Here is a 21,880-nt window from a genome sequence, read left to right as displayed (position 1 = left end):
TCCAGGTCGGGTCGGTCGGTTCAGCGCTCGACGGCGGGGCGCCGGGTCAGGCCTGGCACTGCGTGGCGTCGGTCGCCTCGCAGATCTCGCGGATCTGGTCGTAGTACGCGTCGTCGACCGGCTTGGTCTCGTAGAAGACGCTGCGGAAACCGTCGCTGTCGGCCGACTCGACGCCCGCGGCGATGATGTCGTCGATGGTGACGTCGGAGAGGATGTCCTTCAGCTGCTGCTTCAAGTCGTCCGGGAGGGCGTCCGACTCGACGATCGGCGCGCCGGGGACCATGGTCCGCTCGATCACGGTGACGGCGTCGGACTTCTCGACCTCGCTGTCCTCCGCGAAGCCGGCCTCGCACTCGACGTTCTCGCCGACCTTCTGCACCGACACGTCGTGCTTGCCGGCGAACACCGGCGTGATGTCGGTCTCGGGGTCCAGGCCCGCCTCGATCAGGTTGTAGCTCGGGAAGAGGTAGCCGGAGGTGGAGGACGGGTCCACGAAGCAGACCTTCCTGCCCTTCATGTCGGCGATCGAGGCGATGTCGCTGCCGTTGGGGACGATGGCCTCGGAGTAGTAGCCGGGCTCCTGCCCCTCGGAGGTCACGATCGAGGAGATCGGGGTGAGCTCGGCGCCGTTGTTCGTGGCGGTGACGTAGGTGAAGCCGGAGAAGCTGGCGACGTCGATCTGCCCGGCGATGGCCGCCTCGATCAGCGCCGCGTAGTCGGTCGACTCGTGGTACTCGACGGTCTTGCCGGTCTCCTGCGCGATGTAGTCCATCAGCGGCTGGTAGTTGGTCTCGGTGTCGACGGAGTCGGGGACGACGCCGAAGACGAGGGTGCTCGAGTCGACGGCGAAGCCGCCCTCGGCGTCGCCGGCGGCGGTCGAGCCGGCCGACGCGGTGCCGGAGCAGCCGGCCAGGAGCGCGAGGGCGCCGGCGGCGGCCAGCGCGGTGAGGGCCGATCGGGAGAAGGGGGTCAGGCGGGCACGGGTCTGCATGATGGCCTTTCGGGCGGAGGGCGTCGAGGGGGACGACTGGAACTCTGCCGCACCGGGTGCCTACGTATGTACCTATCTCGCCACTGTTCACGACGTGTTCACCCATCTCCTGCGACTGCCGCGCGCGGCACGCGATTCACCGGCGGGCCCGGTGCCGCGCCGCTCAGAAAGGAACCGTCCGCCCAGTAAGGTGCCTACGTGGCTGATGTGATGTACAAGGCGATCGCCGACGACCTGCGTCAGTCGATCGCGAGCGGCCTGCTGGCCCCCGGCGACGAGGTCCCGACCGAGGGCGAGCTCGCCGCGAAGTGGAAGACGTCGCGCGGCCCGATCCGCAACGCCCTGGCGGCGCTGCGCAGCGAGGGCCTGATCGAGACCACCCGCGGTCGCCCGAGCCGGGTCATCGAGCGCAAGGCCCAGCAGGCCGTCGACGTCTCGATCCCCTTCACCCGCTGGGCGCGGACGATGGGCGCGCGGCCCGGGGCGCTCACCCAGCAGGTCTCGCTCCGGCGCTCGGACGCCGACCAGGCCGCCCTGCTCGGCATCGAGCCGGGCGAGCTCGTCGTCGACGTCCTCCGGCTGCGCTCGCTGGACGACCGGCCGACGATGCTCGAGCGGCTGACCTTCATCGAGCCGGCCGGCCGCAACCTCTTCGACGTCGACCTCGACACGGTCTCGATCACCGAGTTCCTCGACTCGCGCGGCTGGAAGTCGGCCGAGGTCGACCACGAGATCGACGCCGTGGCCGCGGACGAGACCGACGCGCAGCTGCTCGAGCTCGCGCCCGGCTCCCCCGTGCTCCGCCTGCACCGCATCACCCGCGACGCCGACGGCCGGACCTTCGAGGCCTCGGACGACCGCTACCGCAGCGACATCGTCCGCTTCACCGTCTCGGCGACCGGACGGCGCCGCGACGGCGCCCACTTCATCCGCCCGGTCGGTCTCTGAGCCGCGCCCTCAGACCGAGAGCAGCACGATCCCGCCGGCCACCACCAGCGAGGCCGCGATCCGCCGCACCGCCGAGCCCTCGCGGAGCACCAGTGCGCCGAAGAGCGACACCAGGACCACGCTCATCTCGCGCATCGGCGCGACCAGGGCGACCGGCGCGAGGGTCACCGCCTGCAGCACCAGGATGTAGGAGAGCGGCGAGAGCACCCCGAACGCCAGCACCCGCGGCCAGTGCTGCCGGAGGACGGGCAGCAGCTCCGCCCGCCGCCGGCGCAGCGGCACGAGGTAGACCACGATCTCGACCATCGTGCAGCCGACCATGAACGCTACCGGCGACAGCCCCCAGGTCCGGAGGGCGTGCGCGTCCCAGATCGTGTACACCGCGATCGCGACGCCGGTGAGCACACCGAAGAGGATGCCCGGGTCGACGAGGCGGCGCCCCGAGGGGGCCTGCGCGGTCGGCCGGTCGATCAGCCCGGTGGCGATCACCCCGGTCACCACGACGGCGACGCCGAGCACCGCCACCGGCGAGATCCGCTCCCCGAGCAGCAGCACCGCCAGCCCGGCGCTGAGCGCGGGACCCGTCCCCCGGGCGGTCGCGTAGACCGTCGACAGCCGGCCCCGGGCGTAGCCCGCCTGCAGCACGACCATGTAGCCGACGTGCAGCAGCCCCGAGACGCCCGCGCCGAGCAGCAGCCCGCGCGGCAGATCGTCGCCCGAGCCGAGCCCTCCCGTGAAGGGGACGAGCGGTCCCCAGACCAGCGTGCTCGCGACCGCCCCCCACCAGAGGAAGGGCAGCCCGATGCCGCTGACCCGGTGCGCGACGACGTTCCACGCCGCATGGCAGAGCGCCGCGGTCAGCACGAGGGCGAGGACGAAGGCAGACATGTTCGGGACCTTTCCGCGCGCGCCGACGCGCGCCGCAGCGGTCCTCCAGGCTTCTGTCCCTTGAGATGACGGACTCCGATGGCGGAGATCCGTGGCGCCGCTCGAACCAGCCGGACGACGTGTCGTCCCGGAACCCTAGGCGCTATCGGGACGACGGTACCGCACGGGCGGAGGCCCCTCGTCGCCGTCGCGGAATCGTTCACCCGGCCTCGTCCGCGCCCGTCCCGCCCGCCGCGCCCGGGGTGAACAGCCGCTGAACGTGTCTTCATATCCTCGCCATCGGCGTCCAGATAGGTACAGACGTGGGCAGTCTGGCGGCGCGCGGTCGCCTCCGCGCTCCACCTCACCCCTCCTGGAGTCGTCGATGTCCCTGCCCCTCCGCGCCCTCGGCGCCGTCTGCGTCTCGGCGGTGATCGGCGGCCTGCTGCTCGCCGCGCCGTCCGCCTTCGCCGCCGGCACCACCTACAACGGCCTGCCCTCCGGCACCCGCACCGCGAAGACCCTCGTCGTCGGCATCGACGGCGCCTCCTTCGACCAGCTCGACGCGGCCGACATGCCCGCGCTCGACTCCCTCCGCGCCGAGGGACTCACCTCGAGCTCGAACCTCTACGCCGCGCCGATGTCCGGCACCGTGTCCGGGCCCGGCTGGTCGACCATCGCCACGGGCGCCTGGCCCGACAAGCACGGCGTCGTCGACAACGCGTTCACCGCCCCGCGCTTCGGGCAGTACCCGGACTACCTCAGCCGCATCGAGGCCGCCGACCCCTCCCGCTCGAGCCTGGTCGTCGCCACCTGGTCCCCCGTCGCCGAGACGATCTTCGGCTCGGCCGTCGACGTCCGCCGCACCGGCGGCGGCGACGCGCAGACCACCGCCACCGCCGTCGACTACCTGGCGAACGGCAACCCCGACAACACCTTCGTCCACCTCGACGAGGTCGACGGCGCCGGGCACTCGGTCGGCACGAACGGGGCCGCCTACGCCACGGCCCTCGCCCGCGCCGACGCCCAGCTGGGCGAGATGATCGCCGCCGTCCGCGCCCGCCCGAGCTACGCGAGCGAGCAGTGGACGATCCTGGTCACCGCGGACCACGGCCACACCCCCACCGGCGGGCACGGCGGGAACAGCCTCGCCGAGCGGAAGGTCTTCGTCATCGCGTCCGGCCCCGGCATCGCCGCGGGCTCCACGCGGAACGACGTGAAGATCGTCGACATCGCCCCCACCGTCCTCGCCGTCAACGGCCTCGCGAACGACCCCGCCTGGACCCTCGACGGCATCGCCCTCGGCACGCCGTCGACCGACGCCTTCGACACCCTGCGGCCCGCCCTGCAGCCGCGCCTCGACGAGACGCGACCGGCGGCCGGGCTGCTCGGCTGGACCCGCACCGCCCCCCAGGGCTGGCGGATCGACGACTCGGCGATGCCCGCCGGAGGCGTGCGGGAGTGGTCGGGCTGGTCCTTCGCGACCGACTCGTTCTTCACGAGCGTCGAGCCCGGCCAGAAGCGCGAGACCAACGTCCGCGCCCGCGACGTCTTCGCCGTCGCGGACTCCGACGAGTGGGACGACAGGACGCACGCCGCGGGGCAGTTCGACTCCACCCTGATCAGCCCGGCGTACCCCGTGAACGGCAGCGCCACCGCGACCCTCTCCTACGCCACCGACTACGTCATCGACGGACCGCAGAGCGCCGTCGTCTCGGTCTCCTTCGACGGCGCCGCCCCCGTCGTGGTGAAGAACTACACCGCGACCACGAACGCGAACGAGACGCTCCGGATCGACGTCCCGGCCGGCGCCCGCACCGCCGAGTTCCGGTTCCGCTACACCGGCCAGAACAGCGCCTTCTGGACGCTCGACCAGGTCGCCCTCACCCAGGCCGCCGTTCCCGCGGTCGCCGTCACGGCCACCGCGTCGACCCGCTGCCTCGCCGGCAGGGCCGTCGTCACCGTCCAGGCGCGCAACGACGACGCGGTGCCCGTCGCGCTGACGGCCGCCTCGGCCTTCGGGACGAAGACCTTCGCTCCGCTCGCCCCGGGCCGGACCACCTCGCACGCGTTCAGCACCCGTGCGGTCTCGATCCCCGCCGGAGCGGTCGAGGTCGTCGCGACCGCCACGGTCGACGGCGCCCCCGCGACCACGACCGTGCGCGCCCCGTACTCCGCCACCACCTGCAAGTGACCCGCCCGACCCGAGGAGACCCCGCCATGAGAAGACCCGCCCTCGCCGCCCGCTGCGCGGCCGTCGCCGCAGGCGCCCTGCTGCTGACCGCCGTCGCCTCCGCGGCCGCCGCCGACGACGTCCTCGACGACCGGAGCGTCGACATCGGCGTCTCGATCGCCGAGCCCACCGCGCCCGGGGTGCTCGCGATGACCGTCGCCGCCGGCGCGACCGCCCTGACCGAGGACGGCTCGACCGAGCTCGTCCGCCGGTTCACCGGCGCCCTGCCGACGGTGACCGTCACCGACACGCGGAGCCCGGAGGAGATCCCCGCCGGAGCCGGCTGGTACGTGCTCGGCTCCGCATCCGCCTTCACCGCGCCCGACGGCCAGGAGCCGATCGGCGCCGACCACCTCGGCTGGACTCCCCGCCTCCTGGACGGCGGCGACTCCGGTCTCGTCACCGAGGGCGACCCGGTCGACACGGTGCTGGACGAGGGGGACGACGCGGTCGGCCTCGTCGATCAGGAGCTGCTCGCCCTGGCCCTCGACTCCGGCGCGGTCGCGGAGGAGGGCGCGTGGACCGCCTCCGCGGACCTCGTCCTGAGCACCGAGCCCGACGTCGCCGCCGGCGACTACTCCGGCTCGCTGACCCTCTCGCTCTTCGAGTAGGACCTGGTGGGCGCAGGCGTCACGCACCTGCGCCCACCACCGTCGGCCCGCTCCTCCGGCCCGCCCCGGGCCTCGCGCTCGATACAGCAGTCCGTGTATCGTCGCCGCATGCCCGACACCGTCACCGTGACCCACTCCGCCGCCCTCGCGCGCCTGGGCTCCGCTCTCGCGGACGAGACCCGGGCGCGGATCCTGCTCGCACTGCGCGAGGCGCCGGCCGTCCCCTCCGATCTGGCGGACGCGCTCGGCGTGTCCCGGCAGGTGATGTCGAACCAGCTCGCCTGCCTGCGCGGCTGCGGACTCGTCGAGGCCGTCAAGGACGGCCGCTACACCTGGTACCGCCTGGCCGAGACCCGCCTGGCCGGCGCGCTCGACGACCTGCTGCGCCTGGTCCTCGTGGTCGATCCGGACTGCTGCTCCGGCGAGAGCTGCCACTGCGCATGAGCGCCCTCCCGCTCCGCGCGCCGCTCGCCCCGGCCCGCCGCCGCGTCCTGCAGCGGCGCATCCGCTGGATCGTCGCGGCGACCATCGGCTACAACATCGTCGAGGCGATCGTCGCCCTCGCGGCCGGGACGGTCGCGTCCTCCGCCGCGCTCGTCGGCTTCGGCCTCGACTCCGTCGTCGAGGCGCTCTCGGCGGCCGCCGTAGCCTGGCAGTTCTCCGGCCGCGATCCGCACGCCCGCGAGCGCACGGCCCTGCGCGTGATCGCCCTGTCCTTCCTCGGCCTGGCGGGCTTCGTCGCGGTCGACTCCGTCCGCGCCCTGCTCGGCTTCTCCGAGGCGCAGCACTCCCCCGTCGGCATCGCACTCGCGGCCGTCAGCCTGCTCGTGATGCCGGCCTTCTCCCTGGTCGAGCGCCGCACCGGCCTGGAGCTCGGCTCCGCCTCCGCCGTGGCCGACTCGAAGCAGACCCTGCTCTGCTCCTACCTCTCCGCCGCCGTCCTCGTCGGCCTGCTGCTCAACAGCACCCTCGGCTGGACCTGGGCCGACCCGGTCGCCGGTCTCGTCATCGCCGCCTTCGCCGTCCGCGAGGGCCTCGAGGCGTGGCGGGGTGACGCCTGCAAGCAGCCGGTCGCCGCCCTCACCGCCGAGAGCAGCCCCTCCTGCACCTGCTGCTGACCACCCCCGCGCGTCGTCCTGCTGATCGAGCAGCCCGCCCAGCGGGCGCATCGAGCGAAGGGGGCGCTTCCGGCGCCAGCGCAGGGCGGGGAAAAGACCGACGTCCTCGGGGTGGGAGGGTCTCGATACGCCCCTTCGGGGCTACTCGACCAGCATGTGGGCGGGCGTTTCTTCCACGGAGAGCCACCCCGGCGAGGACATCTGCCGCACAACACCCGACGCACTCGCCCGCGCCCGCATTCATGCTGATCGAGTAGCCCGCGCAGCGGGCGTATCGAGATCCACCCCGGCAAGGACCGGGGCCGCAGCACACCCGCCGCACCACCCGCGCAGGTCCGCCCCGTGGCTTCCTCCACATCCGGCGGTCGGCGCTGAGAACGTCCATATCTCCGCGGATCCGGCCGATTCCCGCCCGTCGTCGGTGCGACCATGACCGTGGGAGGCCCTGATGCGTGACGCGGTGCTGGTCGTGGAAGACGACGTCGAGATGGGGGAGCTCCTCGTGCGAGGTCTCACCGGCGACGGCTACGACGTCGACCTGTTCCCCGACGGCGTCGGTGCGCTGAACGCGGCGCGCGGCACCGAGTACGCGGCGGCCGTCCTGGACGTGATGCTTCCCGGCATGAGCGGCTTCGAGATCTGCCGGCACCTGCGCGCGACCGGCGCCACGCTCCCGGTGATCATGCTCACCGCCCGCGACGCGCTGCAGGACCGGGTCTTCGGCCTCGATGCCGGCGCCGACGACTACCTCGCGAAGCCGTTCCACTTCGAGGAGCTCTCCGCCCGCCTGCGGGCGATGATCCGCCGCGAGCGCCTGACGAACCGCGCCCCGGTCGTGCTCGGCGATCTCCGGGTGGACCCCTACACGCACACCGCCTCCGTCGACGGGTCCGTGCTGCCGTTGAGCCCGAAGGAGTTCGGGGTGCTCCGCGCGCTCGCGGCGCGGGCCGGCGAGTTCGTGCCGCGGGAGGAGATCCTGCTCGAGGTCTGGGGCTCCGCGGAGTTCGTCGACCACAACATCGCGGAGCAGTACATCAGCTACCTCCGCCGCAAGCTCGCCGCCGGCGGGGCGTCGGTCGAGATCGTCACCCGGCGCGGTGCGGGCTACCGCCTCGGAGTGAAGCCGTGAGCTGGCGGTCGCTGTCGATCCGCGTGCGGATCACGGTGTCGAGCCTGCTGGTCGCGATGCTGTTCTTCGGGATCGTCGCGATCGTCGTCCGCGAGCAGCTCGATCACATCCTCGACGCCTCCACGATCGAGCTCGTCCGCTCGGGAGCGTCGCAGGCGCTGATCGAGGAGAGCCGCGACACTGCCGAGGCGGTCGTCGGCGGCGTCAGCACCACCCTGCTGATCGCCCTGGCGATCCTGTTCGTCGCGTTCACCGCCACGTCCTGGGCCCTGGTCGGCCTCGCCCTGCGCCCCGTCGGCCGGATGCGCGCCATCGCCGACCGGCTGCGCCGCGGCCGCTCCACCGAGCTGCTCCCCGTCGGGCCGGCCCGCGACGAGCTCTCCGACCTCGCCTCGACGCTGAACGCGCTGATCGAGGATCTGCGGGAGTCCGCGGACCGGGAGCGGCGGCTCGTCGCCGATGCGAGTCACGAGCTGCGCACCCCGCTCGCCGCCCTGCGCACCCGCCTCGAGCTCGCCGAGCGCGTCCGCGACGATCCGGCGGCGCTCTACGCCGACGTCGTCGACGCGCGCCGCTCGATCGACCGCCTCCAGGCCCTGACCGACGGGCTGCTGATCCTGTCGAGGATCGACGCCGGCACCGTCGCCGGGGACGCCTCCTCGGCGGCCCTGCGCGAGGAGGTCGCCGACAGCGTCGACCGCGCCCGGATGCTCGCCCGCGACCGGGAGCTCGCGATCGACTTCGTCGCCCCCGCCTCGATCGCTGCAGCCCGCTACCCGGTCTCCCCGACCGACTTCGGCCGGATCCTGGACAACCTGCTCGCCAACGCCGTCACCGCGACGCCCGACGGCGGCAGCGTCACCGCGACCCTCGTCGAGCGCGCCGAGGAGATCGTCCTCTCCGTCGACGACGACGGCCCGGGCGTCCCCGACGCGTTCCTCGCCGTCGCGACCGACCGCTTCACCCGCCCCGACGCCGCCCGCTCCCGCGAGGGCGGTGCCGGCCTCGGGCTCGCGATCGTCGCCGGCCTCAGCCGGGCCGCCGGCGGACACCTCACGATCCGCAACCTCGTCCCCCACGGCCTCGGTGTCGACGTCCGCATCCCCGCGACGCAGCCCCACCCGACCTCTCGCAAGGAGAACCGATGATCGACCCCCAATCCCTCCTCGACGGTGCCGGCCCCTGGGCGATCGCCCTGGTCTGCCTGATCGCGTTCGTCGAGACGGGCCTGCTGATCGGGTTCTTCCTCCCCGGCGACACCCTCCTCTTCTTCACCGGAGTCTTCGTCGCGACCGGCGTGATCTCCCTCCCGGTGCCGCTGGTGATCCTGATGGTCGCCGCGTCCGCGTTCCTGGGCGATCAGCTCGGGTTCGTCATCGGCCGCGAGACCGGCCCGCGGATCTTCGAGCGCAAGGACAGCGGCCTGTTCAGCCGCTCGAGCGTCGCCCGCACCCAGAAGTTCTTCGACCGCTTCGGCGGCTGGGCCGTCACCATCGCCCGCTTCGTCCCGGTCGTGCGCACCTTCGCCCCCGTCGCCGCCGGAGTCGGGAAGATGCACTACGCCCACTTCGTCGGCTTCAACGCCCTCGGCGCGGCCGTCTGGTCCACCGGCGTCATCCTCCTCGGCTTCTTCCTCGGACAGATCCCCGGCGTCGCGGACTTCGTCGGGAAGTACATCGACATCGTCCTCGTCGGCATCGTCGTGATCAGCCTCGCCGGCATCGCGCTCACCTACTGGCGGCAGAAGAACCGCGCCCGCCGCGACGCCTGAGCACTGCTGGACCGCGACGCGAGAAGGAGACCCTCGATCCCGCGCGTCGGGTCTCTGCTCGCAGCGTTCGACCCGGCGCTGATATCGTCTGCCTTCCGTGCAGGAACGCAGGAGGTGGTACCCGTGAACGGATCGACGTGTGTGCTCCTCCGAGGAGTCACGGTCGGGCGATAGATCGTCCGGGAGCGCCGCCTCCGAGCAGCACTCCCGAAAGGCACGACCATGCACATCCTCACCGCACGCACCCTCGACGAGGGTGTCCTCGAGCGCGAGTTCACCCTCACCGACTTCTCCGGCATCCTCTGGACGCCGCCCGCCGCCTCCGCCACCGCGCCCGTCCCGCTGATCCTCCTCGGCCAGCCCGGCGGGCTCGGGATGCGGCGCATGCGTCCCCGACTCCTCGCGCGAGCACTCGACGCCGCGGGCCACGGCTTCGCCACCGTCGCGATCGAGATGCCCGGGGCCGGCGACCGCACCCCGCTGCCCGGCGCCGAACAGGCTCGAGCAGACCTCCGCCGGGCACTCTCCAGCGGCCGCCTGCCGGGGACGGACGTCGTCGACCGGCTGATCCTCCCCCTCGTCGATCGGGCGGTACCGGAGTGGCAGACGACACTCGACGAGGTTCTCGGTCGTCCCGAGATCGCGGGGAAGGTCGGATTCTCGGGCGGCGTGATCGCCGTCGGCACCCGCCTCGCTGCCCTCGATCCGCGCATCGCTGCGGCCGGGCTCTTCGCCGGGAGCTACGTGCCCCGCATCACGATGGAGGAGGCGCGGCGGGTCACCGTCCCGCTCCACGTCCTCCTGCAGTGGGACGACGAGGGAAACGACCGCGCAGCAGCCCTGGCTCTCTTCGACGCCTTCGCCTCCCCCGAGAAGACCCTCTCCGCGAACACCGGCGGCCACACCGGCGTCCCGCACTTCGCGGCCGAGGACGCGACCCGGTTCTTCGCCCGCCACCTCGGCCCGGTCGCCGGCTGAGGCGGCCGGTCCGCGCGTCAGAGCGCCGACGTGCCGGCGCGCGGTCTCCGTCCGAGAGCGATCACAGCGACCAGGAGGAGGAACACCGCCAGGGCTGCGAGCGTGACCGGGCCGGTGCCCAGCCCGAGTCCGCTGCGGCTCTCGGGGTCGGCGAGCCAGTCGCACACGGACGCCCCGAGCGGACGGGTGACGACGTAGGCGAACCAGAACGCGAGGACCGCGTTCATCCCCGCGAACCGGTGCGCGAGCGCCGGCACTGTGATGATCACCGCGAACAGGACGGCCGAGGGCAGGTAACCGAATCCCAGGGTCGAGGCGGTCAGGTCACCCGCTGCGGTACCGAGCGCGAACGTCCCCGAAACGGCGAGCCAGTAGAACAGGGCGCGGCGCGGCGTCGTGACCGAGTGGATCGACAGCGTCCGCTCCACCCGCCACCACACGACGAAGACCCCCGCGAGAGCCGCCGCGAACACGAGCGTGGAGACGAGGTACGAGACGCCGACGATGACGTGCAGGACATCGGCGGCCATCGTGCCGAAGACGCTCACCATCAGCACCGCCAGCCAGTACACCCAGGGGAGGTACCGGCGAACCGCGAACTGGAGCGCGAGGGCCGCGAGGAACGCGAGCCCGGTCACGCCGACCACGAGCACCGGATCGAACGCGGTCGCCAGGAAGTCCGACGCCGTCTCGCCCATCCCGGTGGTCAGCACCTTGAGGATCCAGAACAGCGCCGTGGCCTCGGGCACCGTCGAGGCGACGTACCGTCCGGCGAGAATACTGCCGCGAGGTCGAAGGGGCGGTGTTCGGCGCGGGGCGGCGAGATGCGTCATCCCGTCATGCTCGAGGAGCGTGCGGCATCGGATGCTGGGGTGTTCGCCGGGGTCGTTGAAGATGCACACAGCGACCCGGATTCCGGCCGAGCACGGCCGTCACGATCCCTACTCTCGGAAGCGCTCGCGGGATCCCCCGCGACTCCTCTCCGACCGGAACGGACCCGATGGACATCCTCCAGGCGATCATCCTCGGCATCATCGAGGGGCTGACCGAGTTCCTCCCGGTCTCCAGCACCGGGCACCTCACCATCGCCGAGAAGCTGATGGGCCTGAAGGTCGACGACCTCGGGGTGACCGCGTTCACCGCGATCATCCAGGTCGGCGCGATCGCCGCCGTGCTCCTGTACTTCCGGAAGGACATCGCCGAACTCGCCGTCGCATGGTTCGTCGGGCTGCGGCACCCGACGCAGCGCAAGCGGACGAACTACCGGATCGCCTGGTACGTGATCCTCGGGTCGATCCCGATCGGGATCATCGGGTTCCTCGGGAAGGACCTCATCAGCGGGGGCCTGCGGAACCTGTGGGTGGTCGTCGCCGCACTGCTCGGCTGGAGCATCGTGATGCTCGTCGCCGAACGCGTCGGCGCCCAGACCAAGGACCGCCGCGCGATCACCCGGAAGGACGCGGTCATCATCGGCCTCGTGCAGTGCATCGCGCTGATCCCCGGCGTCTCGAGGTCCGGAGCGACCATCAGCGGAGGCCTGTTCCGCGGCCTCGATCGAGTGACCGCCACGAAGTTCGCGTTCTACCTCTCCATCCCCGCACTCACCGCCGCCGGCGCCTACGAAGCGGCGACCGCCGCGTCCGAGGTCAGCGCGAGTATCGGCTGGATCCCGACCCTCGTCGCCACCGTCGTCTCCTTCGTGGTCGCGTACGCGTCGATCGCGTGGCTGCTGCGCTACGTCTCGGGCCACGGCTTCGGTGTCTTCGTGGCTTACCGCGTCGCCCTCGCCCTCGTCGTGTCCGGGCTGCTGCTGACCGGGACGATCACGGCGAGCTGACACCCGATTGCCCGGCGCCCTCCCGCCGGACACACTGGACGGCGACCGACGAATCGCCTCGTCCATCACTTCCTCGAAGGGGCACCCTGTGCAGTGGAATCTTGAAGTAGTGCCCGTCAGCGTCGAGGACGTCGACCGAGCGAAAGCGTTCTACGCCGACCAGGTCGGGTTCCACCTCGACCTCGACGTGCGGATCAGCGACGAGATGCGCATCGTGCAGCTCACCCCGCCCGGCTCGCACAGCAGCATCCAGCTCAAGACCGGCACCAACCGTCTCGAAGGGCTGCAGCTCGTCGTCGATGACATCGACGTCGCCCATGCCGAGCTCGCCGGACGCGGGGTGGACGTCAGCCCGGTGACGCACTTCGAGGACGGAGTCCGCCTAGAAGGCCGCGGCGGCGAGTGGAACTCGTTCGTCTTCTTCACCGACCTCGACGGCAACACCTGGGTCCTCCAGGAACGCCCATCGACCAGCTGACCCCGCTCGCCGTGATCGCGGCCGTCGCGATCTGCGCGGCGGCCTCCACGGTCGCGCTCCTCGTGTTCGGAGTGGCCTCGTTCGCACGGCCTTCGCTGGCGATCCTGCGCGGTGCGGCCCAGCTGGCGGTCCTCGCCGTGATCCTCTCCGGCGTCATCGCGGACGTCCGCTGGGTCCTCCTGTTCCTCGCACTCATGTTCGGCGCCGCGGTGCTCACGGCGTCCGGTCGCCTCGGCCGCACCCGCCGCACGGTCCTCGCCGTCACCGCAGCGATGGCGGCCGGCGTCGCGCTGAGTGGCGGGATCGTCTTCGGGCTCGGGGCCGTCCCGTTCACCGGCCGCTACGTCCTCGCGGTCGGCGGGATCCTCCTCGGCGGCGCGATGACCGTCGCCACCGTCACCGGGCGGGCGCTGGCCGCGACGCTCGCCGACCGCTGGGATCAGGTCGAGGGCTGGCTGGCTCTCGGCGCCCGGCCGCGGCAGGCCACGCTCGGCCTGGCGCGAGAGGCGGCCTGGACCGGCCTGGTGCCGCTGACCGACCAGACCAGGACCACGGGTCTCGTCGTCCTGCCCGGCGCGTTCATCGGCGCCGTCTTCGGCGGACTCTCGCCCGTCGCGGCGGGCGTCTTCCAGATCGTCGTGCTCGCGGGCCTGATCGCATCCGGGTCGATCGTCGCCGTCGTGCTCCTGACGATCCTCCGCGGCGACGTCGTGAGGCCTCGACCCTGACGAGCCGTCAGCTGAGGGCCCGCCGTCGGGCGATGCGGCGCCGGAGTGGCGGCGGTGACGACACGCGCTCGGTGTGCAGCCGGACCGCGAGCGGCGCCCAGACGATCAGCGCCACTCCGGCGCCCAGCAGCAGTCCGCCGACGGTGTCGGAGATCCAGTGCGCTCCGAGGTAGGTGCGGCTGAGCATCATCGCGACCGTGTACACGGCGCCGGCGATGCGGACCCACCACCGCGGGAACACGATCGCGAGGACCATCGCGGTCGTCGCGGCGTTCGCGCTGTGGCCGGAGGGGAACGAGCCGAAGTCGGCGCTCACGAGGACCTCCAGCGGCCGCGGACGCCCGACCGCGTTCTTGAGCACTTGCACCAGCAGTCCACTGAGCGGCGCGGCGATCGCGAAGTACGTCGCCGCCCACCGACCGCGCCCGACCAGCAGCGTCACGAACACGATGAGCGGGACCACGACCGTGCCGACGATCCCGCCGCCGAGGCTGTTCATCACCAGCGACGGCACCAGCCAGAACGTGGACCGGTGCTCGACGACCTCGTTCATCCACGCGGTGTCGAACCCGAACGGCTTGTCGTGCTCGCGGTAGAAGATCAGCGCGGCCAGGAGTCCGGTGAGCAGCACCGCGAGGCCGGCCGAGATCAGCGGCCAGCGTCGCGCCGCCCGATACGCGATCGCACCGTCTGTGACGGGTTCCCGGTTCGGCATCAGTGTCGTCCTCGTCTCTCGACGCGGAGCGCGCCGAAGGAGTCCACGCTACGAACGCACGTCCACCTGCGGCAGAGGATTCCCCTGCAACCGTTGTGAAAGCACAGAACCTCAGCCCATCGGCTCGGTACTGACCTGGTTGAACCGCGGAGCTTCTGGTCGTTGTGAGCAAACACAACGCAGCAGGGCGCATCCCGAGCCGCCGCCCCCGTCCCGGCTGGGACTCTGCGGGCATGGACACTTCAACGACGACGACCCGCTTCCCGGTGCACCGGCTGCTCAGCAAGGTCCCCGAGGTCACGATCTGGTTCTGGATCATCAAGATCCTCTGCACCACCGTCGGTGAGAGCTTCGCCGACTGGATCAACATGGTCCTCGGCGTCGGCCTCATTGCGACCGCCGTGATCTTCATCATCGTCACCGCAGTCGTGCTCGCGATCCAGATGCGTCTGCGCCGCTACCTGCCCGCCGCGTACTGGCTGACCGTCGTCGTCATGAGCGTCACCGGCACCCTGCTCACCGACATCCTCACCGACCAGCTCGGCGTCCCCCTCTGGGCCAGCTCCCTCGTCTTCTCCGTGCTCCTCGCGATCGTGTTCGGCGTCTGGTACTCCAAGGAGCGCACCCTCTCCATCCACAGCATCGACACCACCCCGCGCGAGGCCTTCTACTGGCTCACCGTCCTCGTCACCTTCGCGCTCGGCACCGCCCTCGGCGACTGGACCCTCGAACTCACCGGCTGGGGCCCCGGCGTCTCGATCCTCCTGCCCCTCGCCCTGATCGCCATCGTCACCGGACTCTGGCGCTACGGAGCGAACCCCGTCCTCGCGTTCTGGATCGCCTACATCCTCACCCGTCCCCTCGGCGCCAACATCGGCGACTGGCTGGGCCTCTCCCCCGACGAACAGGGCCTGGGCCTGGGCACCTTCGTCACCAGCATCATCTTCCTGCTCGCCATCCTCGCCACGGTCGTGTACCTCTCCCTCAGCAAGGCCGACGTCGACAAGGGCGCTCAGGAGCACCACAACCCGCCCGTCGCTCGGGAGCGACGCTCGCTCGTCGCGTTCGCGGTCCTCGCCGTCGCTGTCGTCGGTCTGCTCGCCTTCACGAACAGCCAGCCGCACACCACTCCGGCACCGGAAGGCGCAGCCCCGGCCTGCGACGCATCAGGGACCTACTCCGCGGCCGACGCACAGGCGTCGGTTCAGGCGGACTTCCCGGCCGCCGACGTGCAGAACTTCCAGACGATCACCGCCGACACCCTCGCCCTCGTCACCAGCGGCGACCAGGCCGCCGCGAAAGCCCGCGCCACCGACCTCGAGACCGCCTGGGACGACGCCGAGCCCGCCTTGAGCGCTGCGAACTGCCAGACGTGGACTTACGTCGACCAGCAGATCGACCCCGTCCTCTCCTCCGTCCGCGCCGGCACCCCGGACCCGGCCGCCGAGAAGACGAGCATCCAGGAGCTGCTGACCACCCTGACCGGGAAGCAGTGACCGGCGTCCGCAGCGGCGGTCCCCTCGGCCGGAGTGTGCGGAGGAGGACACGGCTGGGCGCCCGCCTCTAAACTCGCAGCAGGGCGTGTCGAGGATGACGCGCACCGACGGAACGAGTGCCCCCATGGACGTGGACGTCGCGCAGCAGCGCTCCCGCGAGACCGGCGCCCCGGCGTCGACGCCCGAGAGCGCGCGCCCGCTCACGACCTTCGCCGTCCGTCACCGGAGCGGACTCGACGTCGCCTTCCTCCTCGACGGCACCGACGGCGACTTCCAGATCGGCATGGGAGCCGCCTCGGAGGACTTCCGGAGCGTCCTCACCATCGGCGTCGATCAGCAGCGCGGCCGCCTGCGGGCCGTGTCGGAGTGGATGCTCGACGGCCGCAGCATCCACGTCCCGGTCCGGATCCTGTACCGCTCGCCCACCGCGATCCTCGTCGAGGCCGCGCACCTGCCGCTGGAGCGCCGCCCCGCCTCGCTGAAGTGCTGGTCGTTCCTGCGCCGGCGGTCCGTCGACCACTGCGCCGAGGTCCTCGCCTGCGTGTCGCCGGAGCTGGCCGGCCTCCCCGCGATCAGGTTCGTGACCGACCCGAGGACGACCGCGACCCGCTGACCGCTCGGGGATCCCGACCAATCCGCCGCGGCCGCCGCTGCGAACAGCATCAGGACGTCCTGGTCCCGCAGGGCGGTGCCGAACCCGATGAGGCTCCGCCCTGCAACGCCGGACGCGCCCCTCAGGCGCCGGAGTCAGGCGAAGTCGGCCGTGTCGCCGACGAGGCGGGTGTTCTCGGCGGGGATCGGCTCGACCGCCGCGAGGGCGACCTCGGCCGCGAACTCGCCGACGTTGTAGAGCTTGCCCGCCGATTCGCGACGCGAGCTGATCGCCCCGGGGTTCGAGCGCTCGAGCAGCGTCGCGGTGATGGTGCCCTCGATCATGTCGCCGGAGACGACCACGAACTCGACACCGCGCTCGGTCAGCGCCGGGATCCGCTCGCGGAGGGCGTCCTCGCCCGCGCGCTTGGACAGCGCGACCGGCTCGTACTCCGGCATGGTCGGCGTGGTCCGGATGAAGTGCGCCTGGTGGCTGGTGACGAAGACGATGCGCGAGCCCTCGCCCAGCAGCGGCAGCGCCGCCTCGAGCGTGGCGACCTGCGAGTCGCGGTTGAGGACCATCGCGTAGTCCTCGCCCATGTTGCTCTCCATGCCGCCGGAGGCGTTCAGCACGAGGACGTCGAGACCGCCGAGCCTCTCCTCGATCTCCGCGAACAGCGCGGTCCGCGACTCCGCGTCGGTGAGGTCGGCGCCCACCGCGAAGGCCGAGCCGCCCGCGGCGGTGATCTGGTCGACGAGCTTCGTCGCGCGCGGCGCCTTCGAGCGGTAGTTGACGACGACGCTCGCGCCGGCCTCGGCGAAGTAGCGGACGGTGTCGGCGCCGATGCCGCGCGAGGAGCCGGTGACGAGGACGCGCTTGCCGTCGAGCGAGCCGGGAGCGAGGGGGTTGGACACGAGGAGATCCTCCAGGACGCCGGCGCAGGAGCCGGATCGGGCACGGGTGACGGGCCCACGGCCCGACGCAGGAGCCTACCAAGCCACCGCCACCGGCGCCGGTCCCGCGCCGCCCACTCCCCTCCCAGCCCCCCTTGCTACCGTTGACTCCCGTGCTCGTAAGGGGAAGGAGCACCGCATGGACGCAGTGACTCAGTACGCCTGGATCCTCTGGATCGCCCTCATCCTGATCTTCGTGATCGTCGAGATGATCACTCTCGAGTTCACCTTCCTGATGCTCGCGGTCGGCAGCATCGGCGGCCTCGCGACCGGCCTCGCCGGCGCCCCGTTCTGGGTGCAGGTCCCGGTCGCCGCGGTCCTCGCCGTGCTGCTGCTCTTCCTGGTCAGACCCCCGCTGCTGCGGCTGCTCAAGCGCGGCGGCGACCCGACGCCGACCGGAGCCGACGCGCTGCTCGGCCTCGCCGGCAGCGTCGTCATCGCGGGGCCCGGCCCCGGCCAGGTGAAACTCGTCAACGGCGAGACGTGGACGCTCAAGCTGTCCCCGCTCGTCGAATCCCGTCCGCTCGGTCTCGGCGAACGTGTCGTCGTCACCGCCATCGAGGGCGCGACCGCGGTCGTCGTCCCCGCCGAAAGGAGCTCCTCGTGAACACCGCAGCAGTCGTGACCACGGTGATCATCGCGGTCATCGTGCTCTTCGCCCTGGTGGTGCTGTTCAAGGCCATCCGCATCGTCCCGCAGGCCACGGCCGGGGTCGTCGAGCGCCTGGGCAAGTACCACCGCACCCTCCTCCCGGGCCTCAACCTGGTGATCCCCTTCATCGACCGGGTCCGCCCGTCCGTCGATCTGCGCGAGCAGGTCGTCTCCTTCCCACCGCAGCCCGTCATCACCGAGGACAACCTGGTCGTCTCGATCGACACGGTCGTCTACTTCCAGGTGACCGACGCCCGGGCCGCGACCTACGAGATCGCCAACTACCTCGGTGCCGTCGAGCAGCTCACCACCACCACGCTCCGCAACGTGGTCGGCGGGCTCAACCTCGAGGAGGCGCTGACCTCCCGCGACAACATCAACGGCCAGCTGCGCATCGTCCTCGACGAGGCCACCGGCAAGTGGGGCATCCGCGTCGGACGCGTCGAGCTCAAGGCGATCGACCCGCCGATCTCCATCCAGGACTCGATGGAGAAGCAGATGCGCGCCGAGCGCGACCGCCGCGCGGTGATCCTCACCGCCGAGGGCACGAAGCAGTCGCAGATCCTGAACGCGGAGGGACACCGCCAGGCGGCGATCCTCGCGGCCGAGGGTGATGCGAAGGCCGCGGTCCTCCGCGCCGAGGGTGAGGCGAAGGCGATCACCACCGTCTTCTCCGCCATCCACGAGGGCCGCCCGGACAACGAGCTGCTCGCCTACGAGTACCTGCAGATGCTGCCCAAGATCGCAGAGGGCAGCGCCAACAAGCTCTGGATCGTGCCGAGCGAGCTCACGGAGGCGCTCAAGGGCATGGGTCAGGCGTTCGGCAAGAACTCGCCGACCCGGCCGGAGCGCGAGCAGGACGGCTCGGGGAAGACTCCCCCGGCCCCGTCCTTCTAGGGCTCCTCCGCCATGACGACCACGCGGCCGCCGTTCCTCTTGGGCCGGCGGCCGCGCGTCATCGCCCACCGCGGCTTCGCGCCGGGCGGTGAGGGGAACACGCTGGAGTCCTTCGAGCGCGCCCTCGCCGCGGGCGCGGACCTGCTCGAGACCGACGTCCGCGCCTCGCTCGACGGCGTCGCGGTGCTCGTGCACGACGAGGAGGTCGCGGACGAGCGAGGTGTCCGCCATCGGATCGAGACCACCCGCTGGGAGGAGCTGGCCGATCTCGTCCTGCCCTCCGGGGAAGGGCTGCTCCCCCTCGCCGAGGCGCTCCGCCTCCTCCCGCACGCCCGCTTCAACATCGACGTCAAGGCGAGGACGGCCGTCGCCCCGGTGGTCGAGGCGGTCCGCGCCGCGGGTGCGCGGGACCGCGTGCTGATCACCTCCTTCTCGGAGTCGCGACGCCGCGCGGCCGTGCGGCGGCTCCCGGGGGTCGCGACCTCCGCCTCCGCCCCCCGCTTCGTCGCCGCCCTCGTCGGCGCGCACCTCGGGTCCCCGTCCCTCGTCCGGCGGGCGCTCCGCGGCATCGACGCCCTCCAGGTCCCCGAGCGCGCGGCCGGACTGCGGGTCACCGCGCCCCGGATCCTCGCGCGACTGCGGATCACCGGAGCCGAGATCCACCTCTGGACGATCAACGATCCGCGGCGGATGCGCGCCCTCCTCGACCTCGGCGTCGACGGCCTCGTGACCGACCGGACCGACCTCGCCCGCACCGCCGTGGACGGTGCTTCAGGCCGCGACGACGGCCCCTCCGATCACGCTGGAGAAGCCCGGTTCACCTGACGATCCTCTGGCAAACGGAGGCCTCCCCGGACCACCCCCAGGTCCGCGGTCGACACTTGTCGGAGCACAGCGAGAGGAGACCACACAATGGCAGATCGAAGCTTGCGCGGGATGAGGCTCGGCTCACAGAGCCTGCAGAGCGAAGAAGGCGTCGTCTTCTCACCGCGATCGACGTTCACGTACCACTGCTCGGATTGCGGCCACGACACCGACATGGTGTTCTCGGCCGACGCCGAAGCGCCCGAGACCTGGGAGTGCCGCAACTGCGGCCACGAGGCCGTGCTGCTGGTGGATTCGAAGCCCGTCGTCGTCGACCGGGGCGAGCAGAAGGCACCGCGCACCCACTGGGACATGCTGCTGGAGCGCCGCACCCGTGCGGAACTCGAGGAGCTGCTCGAGGAGCGCCTCGCCTACCTCCGCGCCCGTCGCGGAGAGCACAAGATCGGCGCATAGCGCCCCAGGGTCCTGCTCGGCCGGCGTCCTCGCCGGCCGGCGGACCCTTCTTCGTGCCCGGACGCGGATCGAGCGCTAGCGGCGGCGCCGCGGCTCGCGCGTTCGGAGCACGAACGACACGAGCCCGATGAGACTCGCGGCGAGGAAGTACCAGCCGAGGTTCCGCGCCCAGACCAGCGCCGGGGTCGTGACCGAGGCGAGCGGCACCTCGTCCACCATCGCACCCGGCTCGAACCACTCCAGCGAGTCGATCGTCGACCCGTCCGGTGCGATGATGGCGCTCGTGCCGACCGTCGAGATGTTGACCACGCTGCGGCCCGTCTCGATCGCCCGCAGCCGCGCGATGGCCAGCTGCTGGACGCTCTCGTCCGTCCGCCCGAAGTCGGCGTTGTTGGTCTGCGCGAGCACCAGCTGCGCCCCGCCGTCGACCATGGCGTTCGTCAGCGAGTCGTCCGAGATGTCGAAGCAGATCGCGATGCCCGCCAGGATCCCGTTGATGTCGAAGACGTTCGAGCGGGTGCCGATCGAGTAGTCGCGGCTGACCAGGTCCACCAGGTCGGGCGCGAACATCCGCCAGAAGGCGCGGTCCGGCATGTACTCGGCGAACGGCACCGGGTGCACCTTGTCGTAGATCTGGGTCGCGCCCTCCCCCGCCTTCCAGAGCAGCGAGCTGTTGTAGAAGACGTCGTCGGAGGGGTTCGTGATCGTCCCGACGATGAAGGGCGCGTCCATCCGGCTGCTGAGGTAGTCGAGGACGGCGGCCGACTGCGCGTTCCGCGTCGGATCGACGTCGACGCCGTTCTCCGGCCAGACCACCATGTCGACGTCCTCGTCGATGATCGGCAGCGTCGCGGAGGTGTGGTCCTCGAGGATCTGCCCGCGGTAGCTCTGCGAGAACAGACCCGCGTCGGAGTCGCCCTGCACCGCGGCGATCCGCGTCGTCCCCTCGGTCGGCGCGGGCCAGGCCGGGAAGACGAGCGCCACGATCGAGAAGCCGGCGACGACGGCCGCGCGGCCCGAGGCCGGCACCGACGTCGTCCGAACCGCCTGCGCCAGCGTCGCCGCGAGGAACGCGACCACGAAGCTCAGGCCGGAGAAGCCGACCCAGGCGGCGAGGTCCGCGAGCGGCCCCGTCGACTGCGAGAGCGCGAGCCGCCCCCAGGCGAACCCGCCGTACGGCCACTGGATCGTGATCGTCTCGCGGCCCACCCAGAGCGCAGCGACCAGCGCGGGCAGCCCGATCATCCGGCCGAGCGGCCCGGTCCAGACCCGCTGCCCCCGCGTCAGCAGCATCGCCGTCAGGCCGGAGGAGAGCGCGAAGAAGATCGCCTGCAGCCCTGCCAGCGCCGCCCACGGCACGAGGCCGAGGTAGAGCGTCAGCCACTGGATGTGCACACCCCAGAAGACCGCACCGCCGACCAGGCCGACCAGCGCACCGCTCCAGAAGCCGCGGCCGGCCAGCGCGAACAGGATCGCGGCGGTGCCGACGATCGCGAGCGGCCAGACGTCGGAGTCGGGGAAGCCGCGGTCGAGGGTCGCCCCGCCGAGGGCTGCGAGCGGGATCGCCAGCCACAGCGGTGCCGTGCGCCCGGTGGGCGCCGAGATCATC

At 71.8% G+C, this 21,880-nt stretch carries 24 protein-coding genes; 18 read left to right on the top strand and 6 right to left on the bottom strand.

The features are described from left to right. Positions 1-46: 46 nt before the first annotated feature. A complete protein-coding gene (locus MT351_RS16960; protein ID WP_243582755.1) occupies positions 47-991 on the bottom strand; it encodes a phosphate/phosphite/phosphonate ABC transporter substrate-binding protein in 945 nt (314 codons plus the stop codon). A gap of 198 nt (positions 992-1,189) precedes the next feature. Between MT351_RS16960 and MT351_RS16955 the strand changes: the two genes are divergently transcribed. Next, positions 1,190-1,939, top strand: coding sequence for a GntR family transcriptional regulator (locus MT351_RS16955; RefSeq protein WP_243582754.1), 750 nt, complete (start codon positions 1,190-1,192; stop codon positions 1,937-1,939). 9 nt (positions 1,940-1,948) lie between these two features. Here MT351_RS16955 and MT351_RS16950 read toward each other — a convergent pair whose 3' ends face one another. Beyond that, complete coding sequence (locus tag MT351_RS16950) at positions 1,949-2,827, bottom strand: EamA family transporter (protein ID WP_243582753.1); 879 nt, start codon at positions 2,825-2,827, stop codon at positions 1,949-1,951. Positions 2,828-3,191: 364 nt separating this feature from the next. Here MT351_RS16950 and MT351_RS16945 point away from each other — a divergent pair, with 364 nt between their 5' ends. From MT351_RS16945 to MT351_RS16910, 8 genes are all read left to right on the top strand, one after another. Then, positions 3,192-5,000, top strand: coding sequence for an alkaline phosphatase family protein (locus tag MT351_RS16945; protein WP_243582752.1), 1,809 nt, complete (start codon positions 3,192-3,194; stop codon positions 4,998-5,000). A 26-nt stretch (positions 5,001-5,026) separates the two neighbouring features. Then, on the top strand, positions 5,027-5,650 hold the full coding sequence (locus MT351_RS16940; protein ID WP_243582751.1) for a hypothetical protein: 624 nt from the start codon (positions 5,027-5,029) through the stop codon (positions 5,648-5,650). Between the two features lie 108 nt (positions 5,651-5,758). Continuing rightward, positions 5,759-6,094 (top strand): helix-turn-helix transcriptional regulator, encoded by a 336-nt coding sequence (locus MT351_RS16935; RefSeq protein WP_243582750.1) that lies wholly within the window; start codon positions 5,759-5,761, stop codon positions 6,092-6,094. Continuing rightward, positions 6,091-6,768, top strand: coding sequence for a cation diffusion facilitator family transporter (locus tag MT351_RS16930; RefSeq protein WP_243582749.1), 678 nt, complete (start codon positions 6,091-6,093; stop codon positions 6,766-6,768). The genes MT351_RS16935 and MT351_RS16930 overlap by 4 nt, the downstream gene beginning before the upstream one ends. Before the next feature lie 448 nt (positions 6,769-7,216). Beyond that, positions 7,217-7,897: a response regulator transcription factor gene (locus MT351_RS16925; protein ID WP_123735733.1), complete on the top strand. Its 681-nt coding sequence runs from the start codon at positions 7,217-7,219 to the stop codon at positions 7,895-7,897. Then, positions 7,894-9,045 carry a cell wall metabolism sensor histidine kinase WalK gene (locus tag MT351_RS16920; protein WP_243582748.1) on the top strand — a complete coding sequence of 384 codons (1,152 nt, stop codon included), beginning with the start codon at positions 7,894-7,896 and terminating at the stop codon, positions 9,043-9,045. Before MT351_RS16925 ends, MT351_RS16920 begins: the two co-directional genes overlap by 4 nt. Continuing rightward, complete coding sequence (locus tag MT351_RS16915) at positions 9,042-9,668, top strand: DedA family protein (RefSeq protein ID WP_243582747.1); 627 nt, start codon at positions 9,042-9,044, stop codon at positions 9,666-9,668. Before MT351_RS16920 ends, MT351_RS16915 begins: the two co-directional genes overlap by 4 nt. A 222-nt stretch (positions 9,669-9,890) precedes the next feature. Continuing rightward, the gene (locus MT351_RS16910; protein WP_123735736.1) at positions 9,891-10,646 is read left to right on the top strand and encodes an alpha/beta hydrolase; all 756 of its coding nucleotides are present in this window, start codon (positions 9,891-9,893) and stop codon (positions 10,644-10,646) included. 17 nt (positions 10,647-10,663) lie between these two features. Here MT351_RS16910 and MT351_RS16905 read toward each other — a convergent pair whose 3' ends face one another. Next, the gene (locus tag MT351_RS16905) at positions 10,664-11,479 is read right to left on the bottom strand and encodes a hypothetical protein (RefSeq protein ID WP_243582746.1); all 816 of its coding nucleotides are present in this window, start codon (positions 11,477-11,479) and stop codon (positions 10,664-10,666) included. Positions 11,480-11,646: 167 nt separating this feature from the next. On the opposite strand from MT351_RS16905, the gene MT351_RS16900 reads away from it, so the two are divergent. The 3 genes from MT351_RS16900 (at position 11,647) to MT351_RS16890 (ending at position 13,689) form a co-directional block, all read left to right on the top strand. Then, positions 11,647-12,483 (top strand): undecaprenyl-diphosphate phosphatase, encoded by an 837-nt coding sequence (locus MT351_RS16900; protein WP_243582745.1) that lies wholly within the window; start codon positions 11,647-11,649, stop codon positions 12,481-12,483. Between the two features lie 109 nt (positions 12,484-12,592). Continuing rightward, a complete protein-coding gene (locus MT351_RS16895; RefSeq protein ID WP_243582744.1) occupies positions 12,593-12,961 on the top strand; it encodes a VOC family protein in 369 nt (122 codons plus the stop codon). Between the two features lie 11 nt (positions 12,962-12,972). Further along, on the top strand, positions 12,973-13,689 hold the full coding sequence (locus MT351_RS16890) for an ABC transporter permease (RefSeq protein WP_243582743.1): 717 nt from the start codon (positions 12,973-12,975) through the stop codon (positions 13,687-13,689). Positions 13,690-13,696: 7 nt separating this feature from the next. On the opposite strand, the gene MT351_RS16885 is transcribed toward MT351_RS16890, so the two are convergent. Further along, positions 13,697-14,404 (bottom strand): phosphatase PAP2 family protein, encoded by a 708-nt coding sequence (locus MT351_RS16885; RefSeq protein ID WP_243582742.1) that lies wholly within the window; start codon positions 14,402-14,404, stop codon positions 13,697-13,699. A gap of 233 nt (positions 14,405-14,637) precedes the next feature. On the opposite strand from MT351_RS16885, the gene MT351_RS16880 reads away from it, so the two are divergent. Together MT351_RS16880 and MT351_RS16875 are read left to right on the top strand one after the other, a co-directional pair. Next, positions 14,638-15,900, top strand: a complete 1,263-nt coding sequence (locus tag MT351_RS16880) for a hypothetical protein (protein ID WP_243582741.1) — start codon at positions 14,638-14,640, stop codon at positions 15,898-15,900. Positions 15,901-16,024: 124 nt separating this feature from the next. Next, positions 16,025-16,513, top strand: a complete 489-nt coding sequence (locus tag MT351_RS16875; protein WP_243582740.1) for a hypothetical protein — start codon at positions 16,025-16,027, stop codon at positions 16,511-16,513. A 134-nt stretch (positions 16,514-16,647) separates the two neighbouring features. On the opposite strand, the gene MT351_RS16870 is transcribed toward MT351_RS16875, so the two are convergent. After that, a complete protein-coding gene (locus MT351_RS16870) occupies positions 16,648-17,406 on the bottom strand; it encodes an SDR family oxidoreductase (protein ID WP_243582739.1) in 759 nt (252 codons plus the stop codon). Between the two features lie 178 nt (positions 17,407-17,584). Here MT351_RS16870 and MT351_RS16865 point away from each other — a divergent pair, with 178 nt between their 5' ends. The 4 genes from MT351_RS16865 (at position 17,585) to MT351_RS16850 (ending at position 20,271) form a co-directional block, all read left to right on the top strand. Beyond that, positions 17,585-18,052 (top strand): NfeD family protein, encoded by a 468-nt coding sequence (locus MT351_RS16865; protein WP_132436202.1) that lies wholly within the window; start codon positions 17,585-17,587, stop codon positions 18,050-18,052. A gap of 23 nt (positions 18,053-18,075) precedes the next feature. After that, entirely contained in the window at positions 18,076-18,993 is a 918-nt protein-coding gene (locus tag MT351_RS16860) for an SPFH domain-containing protein (RefSeq protein WP_374204785.1), read from the top strand. A gap of 12 nt (positions 18,994-19,005) precedes the next feature. Continuing rightward, positions 19,006-19,818, top strand: coding sequence for a glycerophosphodiester phosphodiesterase family protein (locus MT351_RS16855; RefSeq protein WP_243582737.1), 813 nt, complete (start codon positions 19,006-19,008; stop codon positions 19,816-19,818). Positions 19,819-19,905: 87 nt separating this feature from the next. Then, the gene (locus tag MT351_RS16850; RefSeq protein ID WP_123446336.1) at positions 19,906-20,271 is read left to right on the top strand and encodes an RNA polymerase-binding protein RbpA; all 366 of its coding nucleotides are present in this window, start codon (positions 19,906-19,908) and stop codon (positions 20,269-20,271) included. Positions 20,272-20,346: 75 nt separating this feature from the next. Here the strand turns inward: MT351_RS16850 and lnt are convergent, their stop codons facing one another. Further along, complete coding sequence (lnt, locus tag MT351_RS16845; protein WP_243582736.1) at positions 20,347-21,879, bottom strand: apolipoprotein N-acyltransferase; 1,533 nt, start codon at positions 21,877-21,879, stop codon at positions 20,347-20,349. Position 21,880: the final 1 nt, after the last annotated feature.

Origin of the sequence: Rathayibacter sp. VKM Ac-2926 (genome assembly GCF_022815565.1) — a bacterium.
Classification (GTDB): Bacteria; Actinomycetota; Actinomycetes; order Actinomycetales; family Microbacteriaceae; genus Rathayibacter; species Rathayibacter festucae.
This window is presented reverse-complemented; position numbering and strand designations above follow the sequence as displayed.

Excerpts from the sequence above, each read along its gene's own strand:
- MT351_RS16880 (WP_243582741.1), top strand. The coding sequence starts at position 14,638 with ATGGACACTTCAACGACGACGACCCGCTTCCCGGTGCACCGGCTGCTC.
- MT351_RS16865 (WP_132436202.1), top strand. The coding sequence starts at position 17,585 with ATGGACGCAGTGACTCAGTACGCCTGGATCCTCTGGATCGCCCTCATC.
- MT351_RS16910 (WP_123735736.1), top strand. The coding sequence starts at position 9,891 with ATGCACATCCTCACCGCACGCACCCTCGACGAGGGTGTCCTCGAGCGC.
- MT351_RS16915 (WP_243582747.1), top strand. The coding sequence starts at position 9,042 with ATGATCGACCCCCAATCCCTCCTCGACGGTGCCGGCCCCTGGGCGATC.
- MT351_RS16930 (WP_243582749.1), top strand. The coding sequence starts at position 6,091 with ATGAGCGCCCTCCCGCTCCGCGCGCCGCTCGCCCCGGCCCGCCGCCGC.
- MT351_RS16945 (WP_243582752.1), top strand. The coding sequence starts at position 3,192 with ATGTCCCTGCCCCTCCGCGCCCTCGGCGCCGTCTGCGTCTCGGCGGTG.
- lnt (WP_243582736.1), bottom strand. The coding sequence starts at position 21,879 with ATGATCTCGGCGCCCACCGGGCGCACGGCACCGCTGTGGCTGGCGATC.
- MT351_RS16950 (WP_243582753.1), bottom strand. The coding sequence starts at position 2,827 with ATGTCTGCCTTCGTCCTCGCCCTCGTGCTGACCGCGGCGCTCTGCCAT.
- MT351_RS16960 (WP_243582755.1), bottom strand. The coding sequence starts at position 991 with ATGCAGACCCGTGCCCGCCTGACCCCCTTCTCCCGATCGGCCCTCACC.
- MT351_RS16885 (WP_243582742.1), bottom strand. The coding sequence starts at position 14,404 with ATGCCGAACCGGGAACCCGTCACAGACGGTGCGATCGCGTATCGGGCG.
- MT351_RS16935 (WP_243582750.1), top strand. The coding sequence starts at position 5,759 with ATGCCCGACACCGTCACCGTGACCCACTCCGCCGCCCTCGCGCGCCTG.
- MT351_RS16905 (WP_243582746.1), bottom strand. The coding sequence starts at position 11,479 with ATGACGCATCTCGCCGCCCCGCGCCGAACACCGCCCCTTCGACCTCGC.
- MT351_RS16925 (WP_123735733.1), top strand. The coding sequence starts at position 7,217 with ATGCGTGACGCGGTGCTGGTCGTGGAAGACGACGTCGAGATGGGGGAG.
- MT351_RS16875 (WP_243582740.1), top strand. The coding sequence starts at position 16,025 with ATGGACGTGGACGTCGCGCAGCAGCGCTCCCGCGAGACCGGCGCCCCG.
- MT351_RS16940 (WP_243582751.1), top strand. The coding sequence starts at position 5,027 with ATGAGAAGACCCGCCCTCGCCGCCCGCTGCGCGGCCGTCGCCGCAGGC.
- MT351_RS16900 (WP_243582745.1), top strand. The coding sequence starts at position 11,647 with ATGGACATCCTCCAGGCGATCATCCTCGGCATCATCGAGGGGCTGACC.
- MT351_RS16850 (WP_123446336.1), top strand. The coding sequence starts at position 19,906 with ATGGCAGATCGAAGCTTGCGCGGGATGAGGCTCGGCTCACAGAGCCTG.
- MT351_RS16855 (WP_243582737.1), top strand. The coding sequence starts at position 19,006 with ATGACGACCACGCGGCCGCCGTTCCTCTTGGGCCGGCGGCCGCGCGTC.